The organism is Brevibacillus fortis (assembly GCF_046196545.1).
Lineage (GTDB): Bacteria > Bacillota > Bacilli > Brevibacillales > Brevibacillaceae > Brevibacillus > Brevibacillus fortis_A.
The window spans coordinates 4,856,619-4,874,200 of sequence record NZ_CP176370.1 but is presented as its reverse complement, the minus strand read 5'-3'; the positions used below and the strand labels follow the sequence as shown (position 1 = coordinate 4,874,200).

The window sequence follows — 17,582 nt, the reverse complement described above, 5'->3', positions numbered from 1 at the left end:
GCAGCATGAAGGAAATGACATCGATCTTCGATGGAAAAGCCATGCAAAAGTGGCTCATCGCTCTCGTCGTTCTTGGATTGTCAGCAAGTGTTCTGTTGCCACTTGGCCAGCTGTTTTCCAAAGCATTCTATAACAAGAACGGTCAGTTCATCGGCCTGGACAATTTCGTTACGTACTTTTCCACCCCGGCACTGGCAGGGTCGCTGAATAACACCTTGTACATTTCTGCGATGACGACACTGATCGCAGTCACACTCGCTTTTCTGTTCGCGTATGCCTTGACGCGTAGCGGGATTCGCGGAAAACGAGTCTTTCGGGCGATCGCGCTGCTGCCGCTGTTTGCGCCCACGATGATGCACGGAATCGCCCTGACCTACCTTTTTGGGAATCAAGGGCTGGTGACGACGGGGATCTTCGGGTTGCTCCCGTTTCAATGGGACATCGATCTGTACGGCCCAGTGGGAATTATTTTGGCGGAGATCGTTTATGTTTTCCCGCAAGCGTATTTGATTCTCGCTGTTTCGCTTGCTTTTGCCGACTATCAACTGTACGAAGCGGCGGATACGCTCGGGGCGAACCATTGGCGCAAGTTTTTTGTAGTGACGATTCCCAGCGTGAAATACGGTATCGTCAGCGCCTGCTTTGTCTGTTTTACTCTCTCGTTTACTGACTTCGGAGCACCAAAGGTTGTCGGCGGACAGTTTTCCGTACTGGCGACAGACGTCTACAAGCAGGTTATCGGTCAGCAAAATATGACGATGGGAGCAACGGTTGGGCTGCTTTTGATCATTCCCGCTCTCGTGGCGTTTGTTGTGGACCGGATTGTTGAGCGGAAGCAGCACGCGGCTGTAACAGCCAAATCCAAACCGTATCGAATCAAGGAAAATCGTTTGCGCGACTTGTTTTATTTCATTCTTTGTATGAGCGTCAGCGGATTTTTGCTGCTTCTCATGGCTGCGGTGGTACTGGCTTCTTTCATCAAAGTATGGCCGTACAATCTGACTCTCGGCTTGGATCATTACGACTTTTCCAACGTAGCCGGAGAAGGAATCGAGCCACTGTGGAACAGCATTCTCGTCGCCTTGCTGACGGCAGTGATCGGGACGGCAGTCACGTTTATTACCGCCTACACGATTGAAAAATCCCAAGTGTGGAAGGGGCTTCGCCAAGCTGGATACTTCCTGTCGATTCTCCCGCTGGCATTGCCGGGGATGGTCATTGGACTAGCGTACATTTTCTTCTTCAACAATCCGTCGAATCCATTTCACGGCATGTACGGGACGATTTGGATTTTGATTTTGGCGAACGTTATTCATTTTTTCGCAGTTGGCTTCATTACAGCAACGAGCGCACTGAAAAAGCTCGATCCCGAGTTCGAGCAAGCGGCAGAGTCCATGGGGATCTCACAGACAAAGCTATTGTGGCGCGTCACGATTCCCGTCTGTATGCCAGCGATAGTCGAGATGGCGGTGTACTTTTTCATCAACTCGATGGTGACGATCTCGGCGGTTGTTTTTCTGTATGCAGCGGATTTCAAATTGGCATCTGTCTCCATCGTCAACATGGATGACGCCGGGGATGTGGCTCCGGCAGCAGCGATGTCGGTATTGATCGTCTTCCTCAACATCATCGCACGTACTGGCGCAGAATGGATCGCATCCAAACTTCGCAAACGGACAACAGGGTCCTACCAAGAGAAAGGTCAGGTGGCATAAAGCATGAAAGCAGTAGTATTTGATTGGGCAGGAACGATGGTAGATTACGGATGTTTCGCTCCTTTGGCTGTCTTTTTGCAGGTGTTCAAAAAACGGGGGATTGAGCTGACAGCAGCAGAAGCACGTGAGCCGATGGGGATGCTCAAGCGCGATCATATCCAGGCACTTTGCAAAATGGAGCGGGTAGCAGCGCTATGGCAAGAGCGTTACGGTCGACTTCCGAATGAAGCGGATGTGGACGAATTGTACGCCGACTTCGAACCGATGCTGATGGCGACGTTGCACGAGTACGCTACTCCTGTTCCGGGAGCAATTGAATTGGTAGGACGACTTCGCGAGCAAGGAATCAAAATTGGCTCGACCACAGGCTACACGAGGGAAATGATGAATGTTGTAGCAGCATCGGCTAAGCAACAGGGTTACGAACCGGACGCACTTGTCACCCCAAGTGAAGTGCCAGCTGGACGTCCATATCCATGGATGTGCTATCAAAATGCGATCCTGCTGGACGTATTTCCAATGAACGAGATCGTCAAGGTCGGCGATACGACGAGCGATATGAAAGAAGGAAGAAACGCTGGGATGTGGACTGTTGGCGTTCTGAAGGGCGGAAGCGAGCTCGGCCTGTCCTTGGAGGAAGTGACGAGCATGCCACAGGAAGAGCTGGATAAAAGGCTGACTATCGCAGCGGAGCGATTGATAGCGGCGGGTGCTCACTACGTGATCGAGGAGATCGGATGCTTGGATGAGGTGCTGAAAAAGATCGAGAAGCGTCATGCAGAAGGAGAGAGACCATGAATCAGACACGACCAACGGACAATCCGTACTTGTTGCTCACCCCCGGACCATTGACGACTTCATCAACCGTTCGCGAGGCAATGCTGCGGGACTGGTGCACGTGGGATCGCGATTACAATGAACTGGTACAGGCAATTCGCCAAAAGCTCGTCCGATTGGCAACCTCACAGGTAGGGGAGTATACCAGTGTTTTGATGCAAGGCAGCGGGACCTTTTGTGTCGAAGCGGTGGTGAGCAGTGCGATTCCCGCAGACGGCAAGCTGCTAGTACTCACGAATGGCGCATACGGGGATCGGATCGTGGAAATGGCACGTGTTCATGGAATCGCGACGGAGGTAATTGATTTTGGCGAAGTGACAAAAGCCGATGCAGAGGCTTTGGAACAAAAACTCGTAGCAGATACAACGATCACGCATGTGGCTGTCGTGCATTCAGAAACGACTACGGGTATGCTCAATCCCATCAAAGAAATCGGTGAAGTCGCCAAGAAGTACGGAAAAGTCTATATCGTAGATGCGATGAGCAGCTTCGGTGGCATTCCTCTGGATGCAGCAGAGCTCTCAATCGACTTCCTGATCTCAAGCGCTAACAAATGCATCCAAGGCGTGCCTGGCTTTGGCTTTGTCGTTGCCAAAACGTCAGCGCTCATCCGATGCGAAGGGATTGCCCGTACGCTGTCCCTCGATTTGTACAGCCAGTGGAAAACGATGGAGGAGCACAACGGAAAGTGGCGCTATACTTCTCCGACTCATGTCGTGCGAGCCTTTTATCAAGCACTGATAGAGCTTGAGGAAGAGGGGGGAGTTGAAAAACGGTACGAGCGTTACCAGCGAAATCAACAGCTACTCGCAGAAGGCATGGAGCGTATCGGTTTTCGTATCCTGTTGCCAAAAGAATCGCAATCGCCCTTCATCACTTCCTTTTATTATCCCGAAAGCGAGGCGTTCACTTTCGCGGAGCTGTATGAACGTTTGAAGCAGGCAGGCTTCGTCATTTATCCGGGCAAAATCTCGCAAGCGGACACGTTTCGGATTGGCAATATCGGAGAGGTTTACCCCGAAGATATCGAGAGATTAATCGTTGCAATGGAAAACAATCGTTTCTGGCTGGACTAAAGAAAAGGAGGCTATCGTGATGAAAGTATTTTGCTTGGGTGGAGCGGGAAATATTTGTCGGGAAGCTGTGCTCGATCTCGTGATGCATTCGGATTTTGAGCAGATCACGATCGGCGATTTTAATGAAGAAGAAGGTCGCAAGGTAGTCGAGTGGTTGAACGATCCACGCGTAGATTTTGTTCCTGTAAATGTACGCGATCATGCGGATACGGTCCAAAAAATGCGCGGTTACGACATCGTCATGGACGGAACCACGATCACACTGAACGGCCTGTCTACTGCTGCGATTGCGGAGGCTGGCTGCCATGGTATCAATTTGAACGGTTTTGGGGAAGAAAACGCATCGGATGCGATCTTCCGCGACCATGGGAAGACCTGCCTGCCTGGCTTTGGCATGACGCCTGGACTGACCCAAATGATGGCGATGCATGCAGCGAACCAGCTCGATGAAGTCGACGAAGTCCGCGTCAGCCACGGCTCTTTTCGTCCGATTGCCTTTTCCAAATCGATCACAGAGACGACCACCTATGAGTATGATCCAGACTTGCCAGGGCGTGTCGTGTATGAAAATGGCGCATTCATTCAAGTCCCGCCATTTGCTCGCCCACGCGAGATAAAGCTTCCCGAGCCTTATGGAAAAACCATTCAGTACATCATTCCTCATGCAGAGACAAAAACGCTCGCACAGGCTTTGTCTCCAAAAGGGGTAAAGCTGATCGAGGTGCGGGGAACATGGCCGAAGCAAAACATGGAGCTAGTCAAAGCCCTCTATGATTATGGCTTTTTACGGAACGATTCGATCACGGTAGGGGAAACAAAGGTGGGAATCCTTGATTGTATCTCCCAATACCTCTACAATTCTAGGGAGGGAAAAGAGACGGAATTATACGGGTATTCGCTTCATGTCGAGGTAACAGGTACCAAGGACGGCCGCAAAGTAGGACACACTCTGTACCATACACATCCGGCATCTGACGGCTCTGTAGCTGACTGGGCAGGGCTGCGCGCTTATACCCGCAACGTAGGAATCCCGCTGGCGATTGCGACTGAGCAGATCGCAAAAGGAAACGTAAAAGCTACTGGCGTCATAACACCAGAAGAAGCATTTGATCCGGCTGTGATTTTTTACGAGCTGGCAAAACGTCAGATTTACATCCATGGAGAGAAGATCGAACTGGCGTAAAGTACGATATAGGGGGACATTCGGCGTGTCGTTGTTCGGGGAAGAGCGTAAGCAAATCATTTTGCAGTTGATCAATTCCAATGGCAAGGTGCGGACCAATGAGCTGGTCGAAAAGCTGCAAGTATCGTCTGAGTCGATCCGCAGATATTTGGAAGAGCTGGAAGCGGAGAAAAAGCTGAAGCGCGTTTATGGCGGGGCCGTAAAGCTGACAGTGGAGCGCTCCGAGCCCTCTCATTTTGCCCGTGAAGTCTTGCGAGCGGAAGAAAAGAAACGAATTGGGCGGTTGGCAGCGGACTTGGTGCAAGACAGCGATACCATTGTCATCGATGAAGGGACAACGCCTTTGCAAATGATCAGCTTTCTCGTGACGAAAAAAGATTTGACGATCCTCACTAGCTCGATCACGGCACTGAATCGTTTAATCGAGTACCAAAACAATGGAATGCTTTCGGCAGACATCTATTTCCTGGGTGGAAAAGTGAGCGCCAAGCATCATCGGGTAAGCGGGACCTACGCCGAGAAGATGATGAAGCAATTTTATGTGGACAAGGCGTTTATCGCAGCTGACGGCATCCTGCTCCATAAAGGCTTGACCTGCTATGAACCAGACCGAACGGAACTCGCCCGTTGTTTCATCGAAAATGCCAATGAAAGCATTGTGCTAGCGGACCACTCCAAGATCGGGGTCAGCACATTGTGCAAGATCGCAGACTTGGGAGAGGTCGACATCGTGATCAGCGATACGGCAGCACCCGCAGAATGGAATAAAGGACTCCAAGCAAAAAACGTAGCATGGATGGTAGCAGAGGAGCAGTAGTAAGCAGGCCAGCGATTCCCCACGACAGGGAAGCTGGCCTGTTTGCTTCAGGAAGAATGGTGCAGCAAAAGTGGTAGCATATGCAGCAATCTCTCTCTGGTAAGAGCAGCGCCCCAATTCCATTTATGCGCTTCTACCAAATAGACATAGCCGTTCTGAACGGCAGGCAGACTGTGCCACCTATCACTTTGCATGAATGCGGCGGTAGCCTGACGCGATTCGGGGTCTTCGGACAGCAGCATAAAGATCCGATCGCCTGCGTACAGGGGGATGTCCTCCTCTTGAATTTCGATAAAGCCGTAGCCAGCTTGCAGCACGTCTTGAATTTTATCCACAGGAGAAAAACCGTTTGGATGGTAGAGGGCGGAGGATAGTCCTGAAGTGCCCATTACGAACAGACGCTCGCCATGCTCATGGATAAAGACGGATGCAGTCTCACCCGGCACAAGCTCGGCGTGGAGCTGATTCCACATGGTGACAGCATTCGTGTGGTATTTCCTGAGCCATTCTCGCGCCTCGTTCTTTTTCCCCAGCCAATCTCCGAGTGTATGCAACCGTTCCTCCAGCGAAGCAAATGAATTAAACGTGAGCGTTGGGGCAATTCGGCTCATCTGCTTGTATTTGTCTTCTGCTGCGTTCGCGAAAATGATTAGATCTGGCTTCAATGTCGTCAAATGGTCATAGTCAACGGGAAAGGCAATATCCTGCATGTGTCTTACCCTGTCTCGATAGATCGTTCGTTCCATCCAGGTAAAATTCCCGCCGACGATATTTTCAACATGGAGCGCGAGCAAATCATTAAACGTCTCCCCAATATAAATGATGCGTTGTGGTTGAAGGGGGATCTCGACCTCATGCCCTTTCCAGTCCTGCACGAGCTCCATGCGGTGAGTCAGCCTGGAATATTGCCTTGGCGTGTAACCGGTCGTCTTTCGAAAGCGACGATTGAAATAATACTCATCCGTGAAGCCGACCTGCGAGGCGATGTCCCGCAATGAATCGTTCGAGCTTTTCAGGAGCTTTTTCGCATGATGAATACGCAGCGCTGTCACATATTCCAAAGGCTTTTTACCCGTCAACTGGCGAAAGAGCAGCGTGTACTGCCACGATGGCACATTGGCCTGTTGTGCCAACTGCTTGACCGTAATGTTCTCTTGATAATTTTGTTGGATATAACGAATGCTGTTCTCGACCTCTTTGCTCTTGCTAGGGATAAGGTCAGGAGACAGATTTTGCTCCAACAAAAATCCGAGCAGCTTCTGAAACCGAAACTGTTGCCAAAAGCTGTCCATTTCAGAAGAAGTTGAATTGCCCAAGAGCAAAGCGTCACATAAGCGCAAGAGTCGAGCAGAGGGGTGAGTGGACAGCTCGATACGGCCGTCAAGCAGTTCGTATGGGTACGGCAGGGGGATATTGTCTGCATCGAACTGGATGACGGTAAACGAGATTTGGTAGCACTCAGTCGCGCTGTCGTACAAGGATTCGATAGCAAAAGGAGTAGACGGTGAAAGCAAAAAACACTTTCCTGCCAAAGGTGAAATCGTTTGGTCGTGAATACGGAAGCTACCGTAACCTTTTGTGAAGAAGAGCAGGGTATGGAAGGGAGTGGGTGAAGGGCTAGCCGTCCGCTCTACTTTACACAACTGAAAATGAAGGGAACCGAGCGGGGGATGAGGTGGTATGGAGTGAGGCATCGGTTATGCCCTCCCTTTTTTGAGAATCATTATCATTTTATCTATCAATCGTATACAAAAGAAAGAAGCTTTTCAATCCTTGTTGAAAAGCTTCTCATGTTTCATATAGGCGAACATGAAGGATTACTTCGCCAGGATTTCTGGAATCTTTTGCAGGAGCCATTCTCTTGTTGTCGCATCACTGCTAGATTTTTCGATGTCGATAAAGTAGACAACCCCGTTTTTCACGGCAGGAAGGTCTTTCCAGATGCGTGATTTTAGCAGCTCCTGCGTTGATTTTTCAGCTTCCTCGCTCGGAGTATTCAAAATAAAGACACGATCTCCCGCTATTCGGGCAAACGTTCTACAGAGATGAGTTCAAATCCTTTTTGTGCATCGAGAATTTCCTGAATGGGCGCAGTGGGCTTGAACCCGTTTGTATCGTAGAGGACTTGGGAAAGCCCTGTTCTTGCCATGACAAACAGCCGATCACCCGGATAATAGGTAAAGACGGAGGCGGTTTCGCCTTCTTTCATGATGCCAGACTCCTTCAGCTTCTTCCACATTTCCTCCGATTTGAGTTTGTAATCGGCAAGCCATTTGGTGGCTACTTCCGGTTTCCCAATAATATCACCGAGCTGGGTCATCCGCTCTTCCAACGGCGCGAAAGTATCAAAAATGACAGTAGGGGCGATTTTGGCTAGCTGTTCATATTCTTTTTCTTCGGTATTTGCATGGATGATCAGGTCGGGCTGTAATTCCAGGACCTTTTCGAGATTAATAGGAAAACCGACATTCTCGACATCGTGCAGTTGGTCTTCAAAGATTTGGTTGGCGTACCCGAATCCCCCAATCGGCTTCACGCCCAACGCGAGCATATCGCCAAATGTCTCACCGGAATAGATGATTCGTGCAGGGGAGACCGGGATGTTGCCTGCATGCCCGAGATAATCCGTATATGGACGTGTCTGGCTTTTCTGACTTGCCTCGCTGCTCGTTGCGCTCGTTGTTTCTTGTCCAAGCGTGGGAGCGGTGGTTGCTTGTGAAGCGGATGGACTGCATCCAATGAGCAGGCTGCCAGCCAGTATGAAGATTCCTAGCGTTCCGCTTATGTTGTGCATGTGGTTCATTTCTATTTTCCTCCAGTAGTCGTTTGAATCTGTTTGCTATCAATGATAATCATTATCAGATATACCTTACCAGCTCAATGGACAAATGTCAGATAGTCATCATTGATTTTGTACAAAGGGGAGGATTTCACAACGGACAGTTATGGAGTTTGGACAAAAAATAATGGAGAAAATGCATTGTCAGATAGAGAGGAAACAACTATGATCAGGATGCGAATGATGAGAATGAGAATCAATTCGATAATCATCAACAGATGCGAGAGAGGGTAGAAAGATGGTCAGAACGGTTCGGAATGCAGGAGTGGCATGGATGGCATTAATATTGATCATGATGCTCGTGTTAACTGCGTGTGCAGAAAAAGGAGCAGAGCCAATATCCACTGAGCAGAAAGCATCAACAGAGCAACCAGCATCGACAGAGAACACCGCTGCGAAAACCAAAGTGGTGAAAGACGCCTATGGCGATGTAGAGATTCCGGTAAAGCCAGAGCGGGTAGCGGCCATTTATCAGGAGGACTTCTTGACAGCACTGGGTGTGACCCCGGTTGTTCAGTGGTATCACCCGGCGTGGGGCAAACAGGATTACCTCGGGCTGGACGTGCCGCTTTTTGATATTACAGGAAGTATTGAAGCGTTGCTTGCAGCCAATCCGGATATCATCATTGTGGATGGCTACGCTGATCCCAAGAAATACGAGGAATTCAGCAAGATAGCCCCTACCTACAAGCTGCCGGATGAACTCCGCAACGACACGATTGGAAGGCTCAAGAAAATCGCCGAGGTGCTAGGCATTCCAGAAAAAGCAGACGAAGCGATCCAAAAGTACAATGAGAAAATTGCGGATACCAAGGCAAAGTTGGAAAAGGCGATTGGCAATGAAACGGTGGCTGTCATTCGTTTGAACGTGGGAAATAAGCCGAATTTGGCCCTCTTCGGAGATGGCAATGTTTACACAGGCATGCTCTATAAGGAGTTGGGACTTGCGCCGTATTCCGCTGCCAAAAATCAAGATACACACGTGGTATTATCAGAAGAAGCCATCCCGGCTATCGATGCAGACCATATCATTGTGTTCCCGTCGAACGGTACGTGGACTTCCGAAGAAAACAAGGATGCGCTCAAGATTTTGGAGAGCCCAATCTGGAAATCTGTTCCTGCTGTGAAAAAAGGTCATGTCTACCCAATGGAACGGACACATTGGCAATCCGGTGCCATTACGGCCAATTTGAAGAAGGCAGACGACTTGGTCAAAGCGTTTGTAAAGTAATCGAGTTCAGTAGAGAAAGCGCGTCATATCTGTTGATGCGCTTTCTTTTTCATTTGTGGAGCTTGTCGTCGGGATGTTTACTCATTATAATATTAAATGATAATCATTCTCACGAGAAGGGTGAGGGAGATGAATAACGAAGCATCTGGGGCCAAGCTATCTCCACCATCATTCTTTGCAATGACGGCCATCCAAAAAGTAAATGTGGAAAGATGGCAGGACTATCAAGAGACGGAAGACTACACGATGATTGTAGCAACTGACGGAGAAGGGCTCATTGAAATCGAATCATCGACATGTCGATTCACTCGGGAGCGTTGCTGGATTGCGGCACCGCGTCAGAACGTTCGGATCAGTTGCACGAGTCATGTTCTCGACTATTATTATCTGACTTTTCGTGTCGTCCACACGGGAGCTCCGACGAAGGAACAAGCTTCCGAGGCTTTTTTCTGTGTGGGGGAGTTGGCCTGCACGCCTTTTTCACGTGTTGTTGAATCGATTGCGGAGATTTACAAGCATCGCGATGCCACGGAGGCGCTGCAACTATTTTTAAATCACGTGCGGTTTGAGGAATTGCTATGCGTTTTGGCCCAGCAAAATGTGCCAGGCAAAACGAGTTTGGACCCGAGGCGAGCTGTTGAACGTTCGATTGCGTATGTAGAGGAGCACTATCAGGAGCCGTTGACCGTTGAGCAGTTGGCTGAGGAAGCGCATGTTGCACGTTGGCGATACACACAGCTTTTCAAAGAAATGACAGGACAACTACCGCTTGATTACATCCATCAGCTGCGGATGAACCAGGCGAAGCAGCTACTGCTCATGACAGGTGATCGGATCAACGAGATTGCCCAAAATGTCGGATTCAACAGCGAGTATTATTTCAATCGTCGTTTTAAGAAGAGTGTAGGGCTCGCGCCAGGAAAATATCGCAACATTCATCGGGATGATTTACGAGTCGTCTCTCTTTATATGGAGGATTATTTGCTGGCTCTTGGCATTCGACCCGTCGTTCAATGGGCGCATACATATTGGGGGCAGCAGGATTATTTGGGTCTGCATGATGTACCGACGTACGATGTGCTGACAGATGACGTGCAGCTCTTGTCCAGTCGTGCCCCAGATGTCATTATGCTTCGGGAATGTACAGGCTGGAAGGAGAATGTGTATGCCAAATGTTCACGGATTGCCTTCACATGCGTGATTCGGCAGTTCGGCCCTGAGTGGCGAAAAACATTGCGCACCCTCGGTGATCGGTTGGGCAGAAGTGAATTGGCAGAGCGGTCAATCGAGCAGTATGAACAAAAAGTAAGAGCTGCCAAAAATGTAATAGGACGCGGTCTCAAAGGGCAGAGAGTAGCCTTCTTGCGCATATCGGCCGATCAAATCCTCGTGGAGAAAAACTACACATCGCAGGTGTTGTTTCAAGATTTGGAAATGGAGCAGGCCCCGCTGGTAAAAAAACAATTTGCCAAGCAGGCGAGAGAAGGGGTATCGTGGGAAGAGTTGTCTACGCTGGATGCTGATCATCTTTTCTTCGCCTTTGACAAATGGCATCAGGGAAAACCAGGTGCTGAACAGCTACAGCTCGACCATCCCGTGTGGCAAGCGCTTCCTGCTGTCCAAAATAAGCGGGCGTACCAGGTGGATTTCATGACCTGGATGAATCACGGTGTGATCGCCAACGGGAAAAAAATCGATGATGTCTTGAAAGTATTAGCGTAAATGTACAAAGGCAAAGTACGCGTTTATCCATTGACACTGTTTTCATACATCGCCTAAAATTCTTTTATGATAATAAGAATCAATATCATCAAAAACAACTCAGCTCCATACTAACGAAAAAAAGGTGGCACGTATGAGTCAACACGCACATTCCCTGAAAGAGGGGAATAACGGAAAGCCGGTTACGTTTCGCTCTCGCCCTTGGGCAGCAACGCTAATTTTGACCGGCGGAGTTTTCGCATTAATACTGGGGATGTTTTTGTCTGTGTCATTTGGAGCAGCCGACATCCACTTTGCTGTCGTATGGGAAGCTATTTTTCAATTTAATCCTGATATTACGCAACACCAAATTATTCAGGAGATTCGTTTGCCGCGCTTGCTCGGCGGTGCAATGGTCGGGGCCAGTCTCGCTGTTGCAGGTGCCATCATGCAAGGGATGACACGCAACCCGCTGGCGGATTCTGGATTGCTTGGTTTGAACGCAGGTGCCGGATTTGTTTTGGCACTCTGCTTCGCTTTTTTCCCGGGTCTGCCGTTCATGTACCTGATTCTCTACAGCTTTTTGGGTGCTGGCGTCGGGGCAGGTATGGTTTACGGGATTGGTTCCTTGGCAAAAGGCGGCTTGACTCCCGTGCGCCTCGTTTTGGCGGGTGCCGCATTGACCGCATTATTGTCTGCGTTAAGCGAAGGGATTGCCCTTTACTTTAAAATTGGACAAGATTTGGCCTTCTGGTATGCAGGCGGTGTGGCGGGAACCAAATGGTTTCAGCTCGAAGTCATGTTTCCGTGGATTCTCGCAGCCCTTATTGGTGCCATGATGCTGTCGCGTTCCATCACGATGCTCAGTCTTGGTGAAGATGTTGCAAAAGGATTGGGGCAGCGCACGGCGTTAGTGAAACTGGCAGGCATGATTATCGTTCTGATTTTGGCTGGATCAGCAGTCGCCGTCGTTGGGGCAGTAGGCTTTGTTGGATTGATCATTCCGCATTTGACCCGCTTTTTGGTTGGGGTCGATTACCGATGGATCATTCCTTGCTCAGCCATTTTGGGCAGCTTGCTCGTCGTTTTCGCCGATTTGGCCGCAAGAATGGTAAATCCGCCGTATGAGACGCCATTAGGGGCACTTATTGCGCTAATCGGTGTACCGTTCTTCCTTTACTTGGCGCGTAAAGAAAGGAGGGAGATGTAATCATGCAGCATATTGTTTCCCATTACCAAACCCGCAAAAGAAATAGAGCCTTTGCGGTTATGACGATACTCGCCATCCTCATTTTCATCGCGTTTATCATCAGTATGAACACAGGCTACATACGATTGTCACCGAGCGATCTGCTGATGACGCTGATCGGTTCTGGAACAGACAAACAAAGCCTGATCTTGTTTGAGTTCCGCTTGCCGCGGATTGTTATTTCCCTCCTGATTGGGGCAGGGCTTGCCGTATCCGGGTGTATTATTCAAGGGATTTCCCGCAACGCATTGGCCGAACCCGGTATTTTAGGGATCAACGCTGGTGCTGGCTTGATGGTGATGCTGTTCATTTCGTTTTACCCATCAACGTCTGCGGCACCTGTTTTTTTGCTGCCGGTGTTGGCTTTGCTGGGAGCCAGCGTGACAGCAGCGCTGATCTTCGTATTGTCTTATAAAAGGCACAAGGGATTGTCTCCGACCCGTATCGTATTGACGGGGATTGCTGTGGCGGCTGGGATGAGTGCCGCGATGATCGTCTTGACGCTGAAGCTGAGTCCAGACAAGTACCAGTTTGTGGCGACTTGGCTCGCCGGTAGTATCTGGGGGACCAACTGGAAGTTTGTTCTTTCGCTCTTGCCCTGGATCGCCATTTTAATCCCCTATGTTTTTTACAAAGCACGTGTCATGAACGTGCTCAATTTGGGAGAAGAGTTGGCGAAAGGCTTGGGTGCACCCGTTGCCAAAGAGCAATTGAAGCTGCTGGCTGCCGCAGTCGGGCTTGCTGCTTCTTGCGTGGCAGTGAGTGGAGGCATCGGCTTTGTCGGATTGATCGGTCCGCATTTGGCTCGCAGACTAGTGGGACCAAAGCATGAGATGCTTTTGCCTACATCAGCGCTAGCGGGTGCACTATTGGTCATCGTGGCTGATACCATCGGACGCTGGATCATGCAGCCGTCAGAGATTCCGACTGGTATCGTTGTAGCCGTTATCGGTGCTCCGTATTTCTTGTACTTGCTGGCACGTTCAAAAGCATAGTTTCGCATATTGTGGATATGGCGAGCGTTTTCCTGTCTAGTTACGAGGGAGACGCTCGTTTTTGTATACAGCGAAGTGGAGATCAGGCAATTTGGGAATTGAAAAGAGGGAAATGTTGGAGGACAATGGGGGGGAAGAAGCAACCGCCTTGTGTTTGCTATAATAACAACATGAGCTTGTATCGGGACGAGAAGGAGTAAAGGCCTATGATCGATCGATTAGACCACTTGGTTTTGACGGTAAAAGACATCGAAGCAACCTGTCACTTTTACGAAAAAGTCCTGGGAATGAAGGCAGTAACCTTTGGAGACGGCAGGAAGGCCCTGCACTTCGGCCAGCAAAAAATTAATTTGCATCAAATCGGACAAGATTGGGAGCCAAAAGCGATGCATCCAGTCGCAGGCTCCGCTGATCTATGTCTTGTCACATCGCTTCCACTGGAGCAAGTCATCCAGCATATTCATGCATGCGGCGTCCATTTGGTAGAAGGACCTGTTCAAAAAACAGGCGCCATTGGGCCGATTCGTTCGGTGTATTTACGTGATCCGGACCATAATTTGATCGAGGTCTCCCAGTACTTGCCACAGGAATCAGGGGCGGCTTCCCTTGTTCCTGCAATCAAGGAGATTTCCAAGAGATTGCAAGAACATGAACGAGGGACGAGCGGCGCATACAGTGTCTTGCTCCCGCTCGTCAAAATGGCTGACAACCAGCTAGGCATTTTATTTGAAAAAAGAGCCAGTACGATGCGGCGACAGGCGAACGAGGTATGTTTTCCGGGAGGGCGAGCGGAGAAGAGCGACGAATCCCGTTGGGCGACGGCTGCTCGGGAAACAAGCGAGGAGCTAGGGATTCCCCTGGAGCGGATTCATTATGTAGGCGAGCTCGATCAGGTGATTGGGCCAGGCTCATCTATTATTACGCCCTTTATTGGATACGTGGAAGGAATTCCCGATATGAAGCCGAATCCAGACGAGGTCGGAGAGGTCTTTATCCTTCCACTTGATCGTCTGTTGGCAACACAGCCAGCGAAGTATCTTTCCTCTGTCATGACCGAGCCTGAAGAGGATTTTCCTTATCATCTGATTCCGGGTGGCAAGCGATATCCGTGGCGAAAAGGGACAGTCGAGCATTTGTTTTACGAGATGGACGGGCGTGTCATCTGGGGGTTAACCGCCCGGGTGTTGGCGCAGTTTCTTGAAATGCTTCGCAACGAAGACCAATCAACTAGTAAACAAAGATAGAGGAGTGGATTTACTATGTGGACAAGCAATCCTATCACTTCGCGTTTACATTTGAAATGGCCGATTATTCAGGCACCAATGGCAGGGGGAGCGACCACACCTGCTCTGGTAGCCGCTGTCTCAGAAGCAGGGGGACTTGGAACGCTCGGTGCGGCATATATGTCACCTGAGCAGATTCGTGAGGCGATCAAGTCCATTCGGGCGTTAACGGACAAACCGTTTGGCGTGAATCTGTTTATCCCGGAAGATTTCGATGCCGACCAGCCGATCGCAGAAGGCGTTGCCCAGGCAATGAATGATGTGCGAGATCGATTGGGCATCCCGCACAATCCACAGGTGACGCAATTTACAGAGCCGTTTGCTGAGCAGATGGCTGTTGTCTTGGAGGAACAGCCCGCCGTTTTCAGCTTTACCTTTGGTGTTCTGGATCATCGCTTGATGGCAGAGTTGAAGCAGCGGGGAATCACTGTCATCGGAACAGCGACAACCGTTCGCGAAGCGATTGCTTTGGAAGCGAGCGGAGTCGATATGATTGCGGCCCAAGGCAGCGAAGCAGGTGGGCACCGTGGTTCCTTTTTGCCGGATTCACCAAGCAATATGATTGGAACAATGGCGCTCGTCCCGCAAATCGTGGATCGGGTCAAGATTCCCGTAATCGCGGCTGGAGGGATCATGGATGGGCGAGGGATCGCAGCAGCGCTTTCGCTCGGGGCACAGGCGGCGCAGCTCGGAACGGCTTTTCTGACGTGCAAGGAGAGCGGAGCACATGTCCTGCACAAGAAAGCCATTTTGGAGACGAGCGAAGAGTCCATTGTGATGACACGTGCTTTCTCTGGAAAATGGGCAAGGGGCATTCAAAATGAGTTTATGACAACGCTTGCCCCACTCGATCACGAGCTCCCGACCTATCCGGTACAAAATGCCCTGACGAAAGACATTCGAGCCGCTGCGGGCAAGCAGCAGCAAAGTGCGTACATGTCGATGTGGGCGGGGCAGGCAGCTCCACTCAGTCAGGAAATAAGCGCGAGTGAGCTCGTTGAAAAACTGGCAGCAGAGACGACGAGGATTTGCAGCAATCTGGGGCAACGCAAGTAGAATAAACGCGCAAAGAAAGCCACGCGAAAGACGGAGGAAATCAAATTGAACCAGGAATACGCTCTCAAGGGTAACCTTGTCGTAGATGGACAGGAATTGCATAATGGTCTCGTAGTCGTGGGAAATGGAACGATCAGCTATGCTGGCAAGGCTGATGAGTATGGAAAAGCTTTGCCAGATCATGTGGTGATAGTAGAGGATGGCTGGATTTGCCCTGGATTCGTCGATATGCACATGCATGGGATTGATGGATACGACACGATGGACGGGACGCCGGAATCACTTCAGGCCATCTCGACTGCACTCGCACGGCATGGGGTGACGTCTTTTTTGGCGACGACGATGACGGCTCCTTATGATCAATTGGAGCAGGTGCTGGTAAACATCGCGCATAACAGCAGGGAAGGGCTTCCGGCGGCACAAGCGATCGGGATCCATCTGGAAGGCCCGTGGATCAATCCTCGTTACAAGGGAGCGCAAAAAGAAGAAAACATCGCGATACCCAAGCTCGATGCCGTGCAAAAGCTTTACGGGCTATCAGAAGGTCTGATCAAGGTCGTGACGATTGCGCCTGAACAACCGGAAGCCCTTGAAGCGATTGCATGGTTAAAAGAACGGGATGTCATCGTGTCTGCTGGACATACAGGCGCTACATTTGCCCAAGCGACGGAAGCGGTAGATGCGGGCGTGCGCCATTTTACACACTGCTTCAATGCCATGACAGGGCTGCATCATCGGGAGCCGGGCGTAGTGGGCGCCGCGATGTATCATGAGCAGTTGAGCACAGAGCTGATCGCAGATGGCATCCATGTGCATCCAGCAGTCATGAAGATTTTGTATCGGGTCAAAACGGCTGAACGACTGGCCCTTGTCAGCGATTCCATGCGGGCAGCCGCGATGGGCGAAGGGACTTACGACCTTGGTGGGCAAGAGGTTCACGTCCAAGACAATCAGGCAAAGCTCGCAGATGGAACACTTGCTGGAAGTATCCTGACGTTGAATCGGGCGGTCGGCAATATGGTGACGCTGAGCGGCGTCTCTTTGCCAGATGCAGTGGAAATGGCTTCCCTGACACCGGCAAGTATCCTTGGCTTTGGCGACAGAAAAGGACGTCTGGCAGTAGGGTATGATGCAGATATTACCGTATTGAATACACAATTTGACGTGACCATGACTTTTGTTGCGGGTAAGGAAGTCTATCACCAGTCAAAATAGTTTCTCATTAGAAAAAAGCAGTCCAAGGTCGCTCTTGGATTGCTTTTTTTAGCATGAAAGAATAAAGATGTCCTAGAACGGTTGTGGTCGGGGAGAAGCCCTGCCACATGTTTTCCAGTCGCCTATATCCTCTCTACGTTCGGGCGGTCTCCTTCCAAACATGTGACAGGACTTTCGTACAGCTATTGTCTTCTACCTGGTTAACACCGTTTTCGAAGGTCAACTCAGGGAGAGCTTTCATAACGCCTTTCTTCCAGGATGTCCTTTCAAAATGGTGTTAACAAAAAGCCGCGTAGGAAGAAGGGCATTTCCAGTCCAAGCGCCTCTGGAGCCCTCCCCAGCGTAGAAATGAATGGCGGGGAATTTCAGCTTCACTTATGAGATA

General features: G+C 50.1%; 13 protein-coding genes and 1 pseudogene. 12 read left to right on the top strand and 2 right to left on the bottom strand.

The genetic code is table 11. The features are described from left to right. Positions 1-5: 5 nt before the first annotated feature. Genes ACKKE8_RS23970 through ACKKE8_RS23950 form a run of 5 tightly spaced genes read left to right on the top strand, consistent with a single transcriptional unit; the run spans position 6 to position 5,628 of the window. Positions 6-1,715: a putative 2-aminoethylphosphonate ABC transporter permease subunit gene (locus ACKKE8_RS23970; protein ID WP_409175222.1), complete on the top strand. Its 1,710-nt coding sequence runs from the start codon at positions 6-8 to the stop codon at positions 1,713-1,715. Between the two features lie 3 nt (positions 1,716-1,718). Continuing rightward, entirely contained in the window at positions 1,719-2,513 is a 795-nt protein-coding gene (phnX, locus tag ACKKE8_RS23965) for a phosphonoacetaldehyde hydrolase (protein ID WP_409175221.1), read from the top strand. After that, complete coding sequence (phnW, locus tag ACKKE8_RS23960; RefSeq protein ID WP_409175220.1) at positions 2,510-3,628, top strand: 2-aminoethylphosphonate--pyruvate transaminase; 1,119 nt, start codon at positions 2,510-2,512, stop codon at positions 3,626-3,628. Before phnX ends, phnW begins: the two co-directional genes overlap by 4 nt. Positions 3,629-3,647: 19 nt before the next feature. Then, the gene (locus ACKKE8_RS23955) at positions 3,648-4,811 is read left to right on the top strand and encodes a saccharopine dehydrogenase family protein (RefSeq protein WP_409179186.1); all 1,164 of its coding nucleotides are present in this window, start codon (positions 3,648-3,650) and stop codon (positions 4,809-4,811) included. Between the two features lie 25 nt (positions 4,812-4,836). Then, positions 4,837-5,628, top strand: a complete 792-nt coding sequence (locus ACKKE8_RS23950) for a DeoR/GlpR family DNA-binding transcription regulator (protein WP_409175219.1) — start codon at positions 4,837-4,839, stop codon at positions 5,626-5,628. Positions 5,629-5,675: 47 nt separating this feature from the next. Here the strand turns inward: ACKKE8_RS23950 and ACKKE8_RS23945 are convergent, their stop codons facing one another. Together ACKKE8_RS23945 and ACKKE8_RS23940 are read right to left on the bottom strand one after the other, a co-directional pair. Further along, positions 5,676-7,322: a helix-turn-helix domain-containing protein gene (locus ACKKE8_RS23945; RefSeq protein ID WP_409175218.1), complete on the bottom strand. Its 1,647-nt coding sequence runs from the start codon at positions 7,320-7,322 to the stop codon at positions 5,676-5,678. Between the two features lie 123 nt (positions 7,323-7,445). Continuing rightward, positions 7,446-8,431, bottom strand: a pseudogene (locus tag ACKKE8_RS23940) (ABC transporter substrate-binding protein). 274 nt (positions 8,432-8,705) lie between these two features. Between ACKKE8_RS23940 and ACKKE8_RS23935 the strand changes: the two are divergent. The 7 genes from ACKKE8_RS23935 to nagA all read left to right on the top strand — a co-directional run bounded on the left by ACKKE8_RS23935 (position 8,706) and on the right by nagA (position 17,197). Next, positions 8,706-9,698 carry an ABC transporter substrate-binding protein gene (locus ACKKE8_RS23935; protein WP_409175217.1) on the top strand — a complete coding sequence of 331 codons (993 nt, stop codon included), beginning with the start codon at positions 8,706-8,708 and terminating at the stop codon, positions 9,696-9,698. A gap of 129 nt (positions 9,699-9,827) precedes the next feature. Continuing rightward, positions 9,828-11,420, top strand: coding sequence for a helix-turn-helix domain-containing protein (locus tag ACKKE8_RS23930; protein ID WP_409175216.1), 1,593 nt, complete (start codon positions 9,828-9,830; stop codon positions 11,418-11,420). Positions 11,421-11,553: 133 nt separating this feature from the next. Beyond that, on the top strand, positions 11,554-12,609 hold the full coding sequence (locus ACKKE8_RS23925; protein WP_409175215.1) for a FecCD family ABC transporter permease: 1,056 nt from the start codon (positions 11,554-11,556) through the stop codon (positions 12,607-12,609). Between the two features lie 2 nt (positions 12,610-12,611). Continuing rightward, positions 12,612-13,643, top strand: coding sequence for a FecCD family ABC transporter permease (locus ACKKE8_RS23920; RefSeq protein WP_409175214.1), 1,032 nt, complete (start codon positions 12,612-12,614; stop codon positions 13,641-13,643). Positions 13,644-13,849: 206 nt separating this feature from the next. Further along, complete coding sequence (locus tag ACKKE8_RS23915; protein ID WP_409175213.1) at positions 13,850-14,887, top strand: NUDIX domain-containing protein; 1,038 nt, start codon at positions 13,850-13,852, stop codon at positions 14,885-14,887. 15 nt (positions 14,888-14,902) lie between these two features. Continuing rightward, complete coding sequence (locus tag ACKKE8_RS23910; RefSeq protein ID WP_409175212.1) at positions 14,903-15,982, top strand: NAD(P)H-dependent flavin oxidoreductase; 1,080 nt, start codon at positions 14,903-14,905, stop codon at positions 15,980-15,982. A gap of 45 nt (positions 15,983-16,027) precedes the next feature. After that, a complete protein-coding gene (gene nagA, locus ACKKE8_RS23905; RefSeq protein WP_409175211.1) occupies positions 16,028-17,197 on the top strand; it encodes an N-acetylglucosamine-6-phosphate deacetylase in 1,170 nt (389 codons plus the stop codon). The last annotated feature ends 385 nt before the right edge of the window (positions 17,198-17,582 follow it).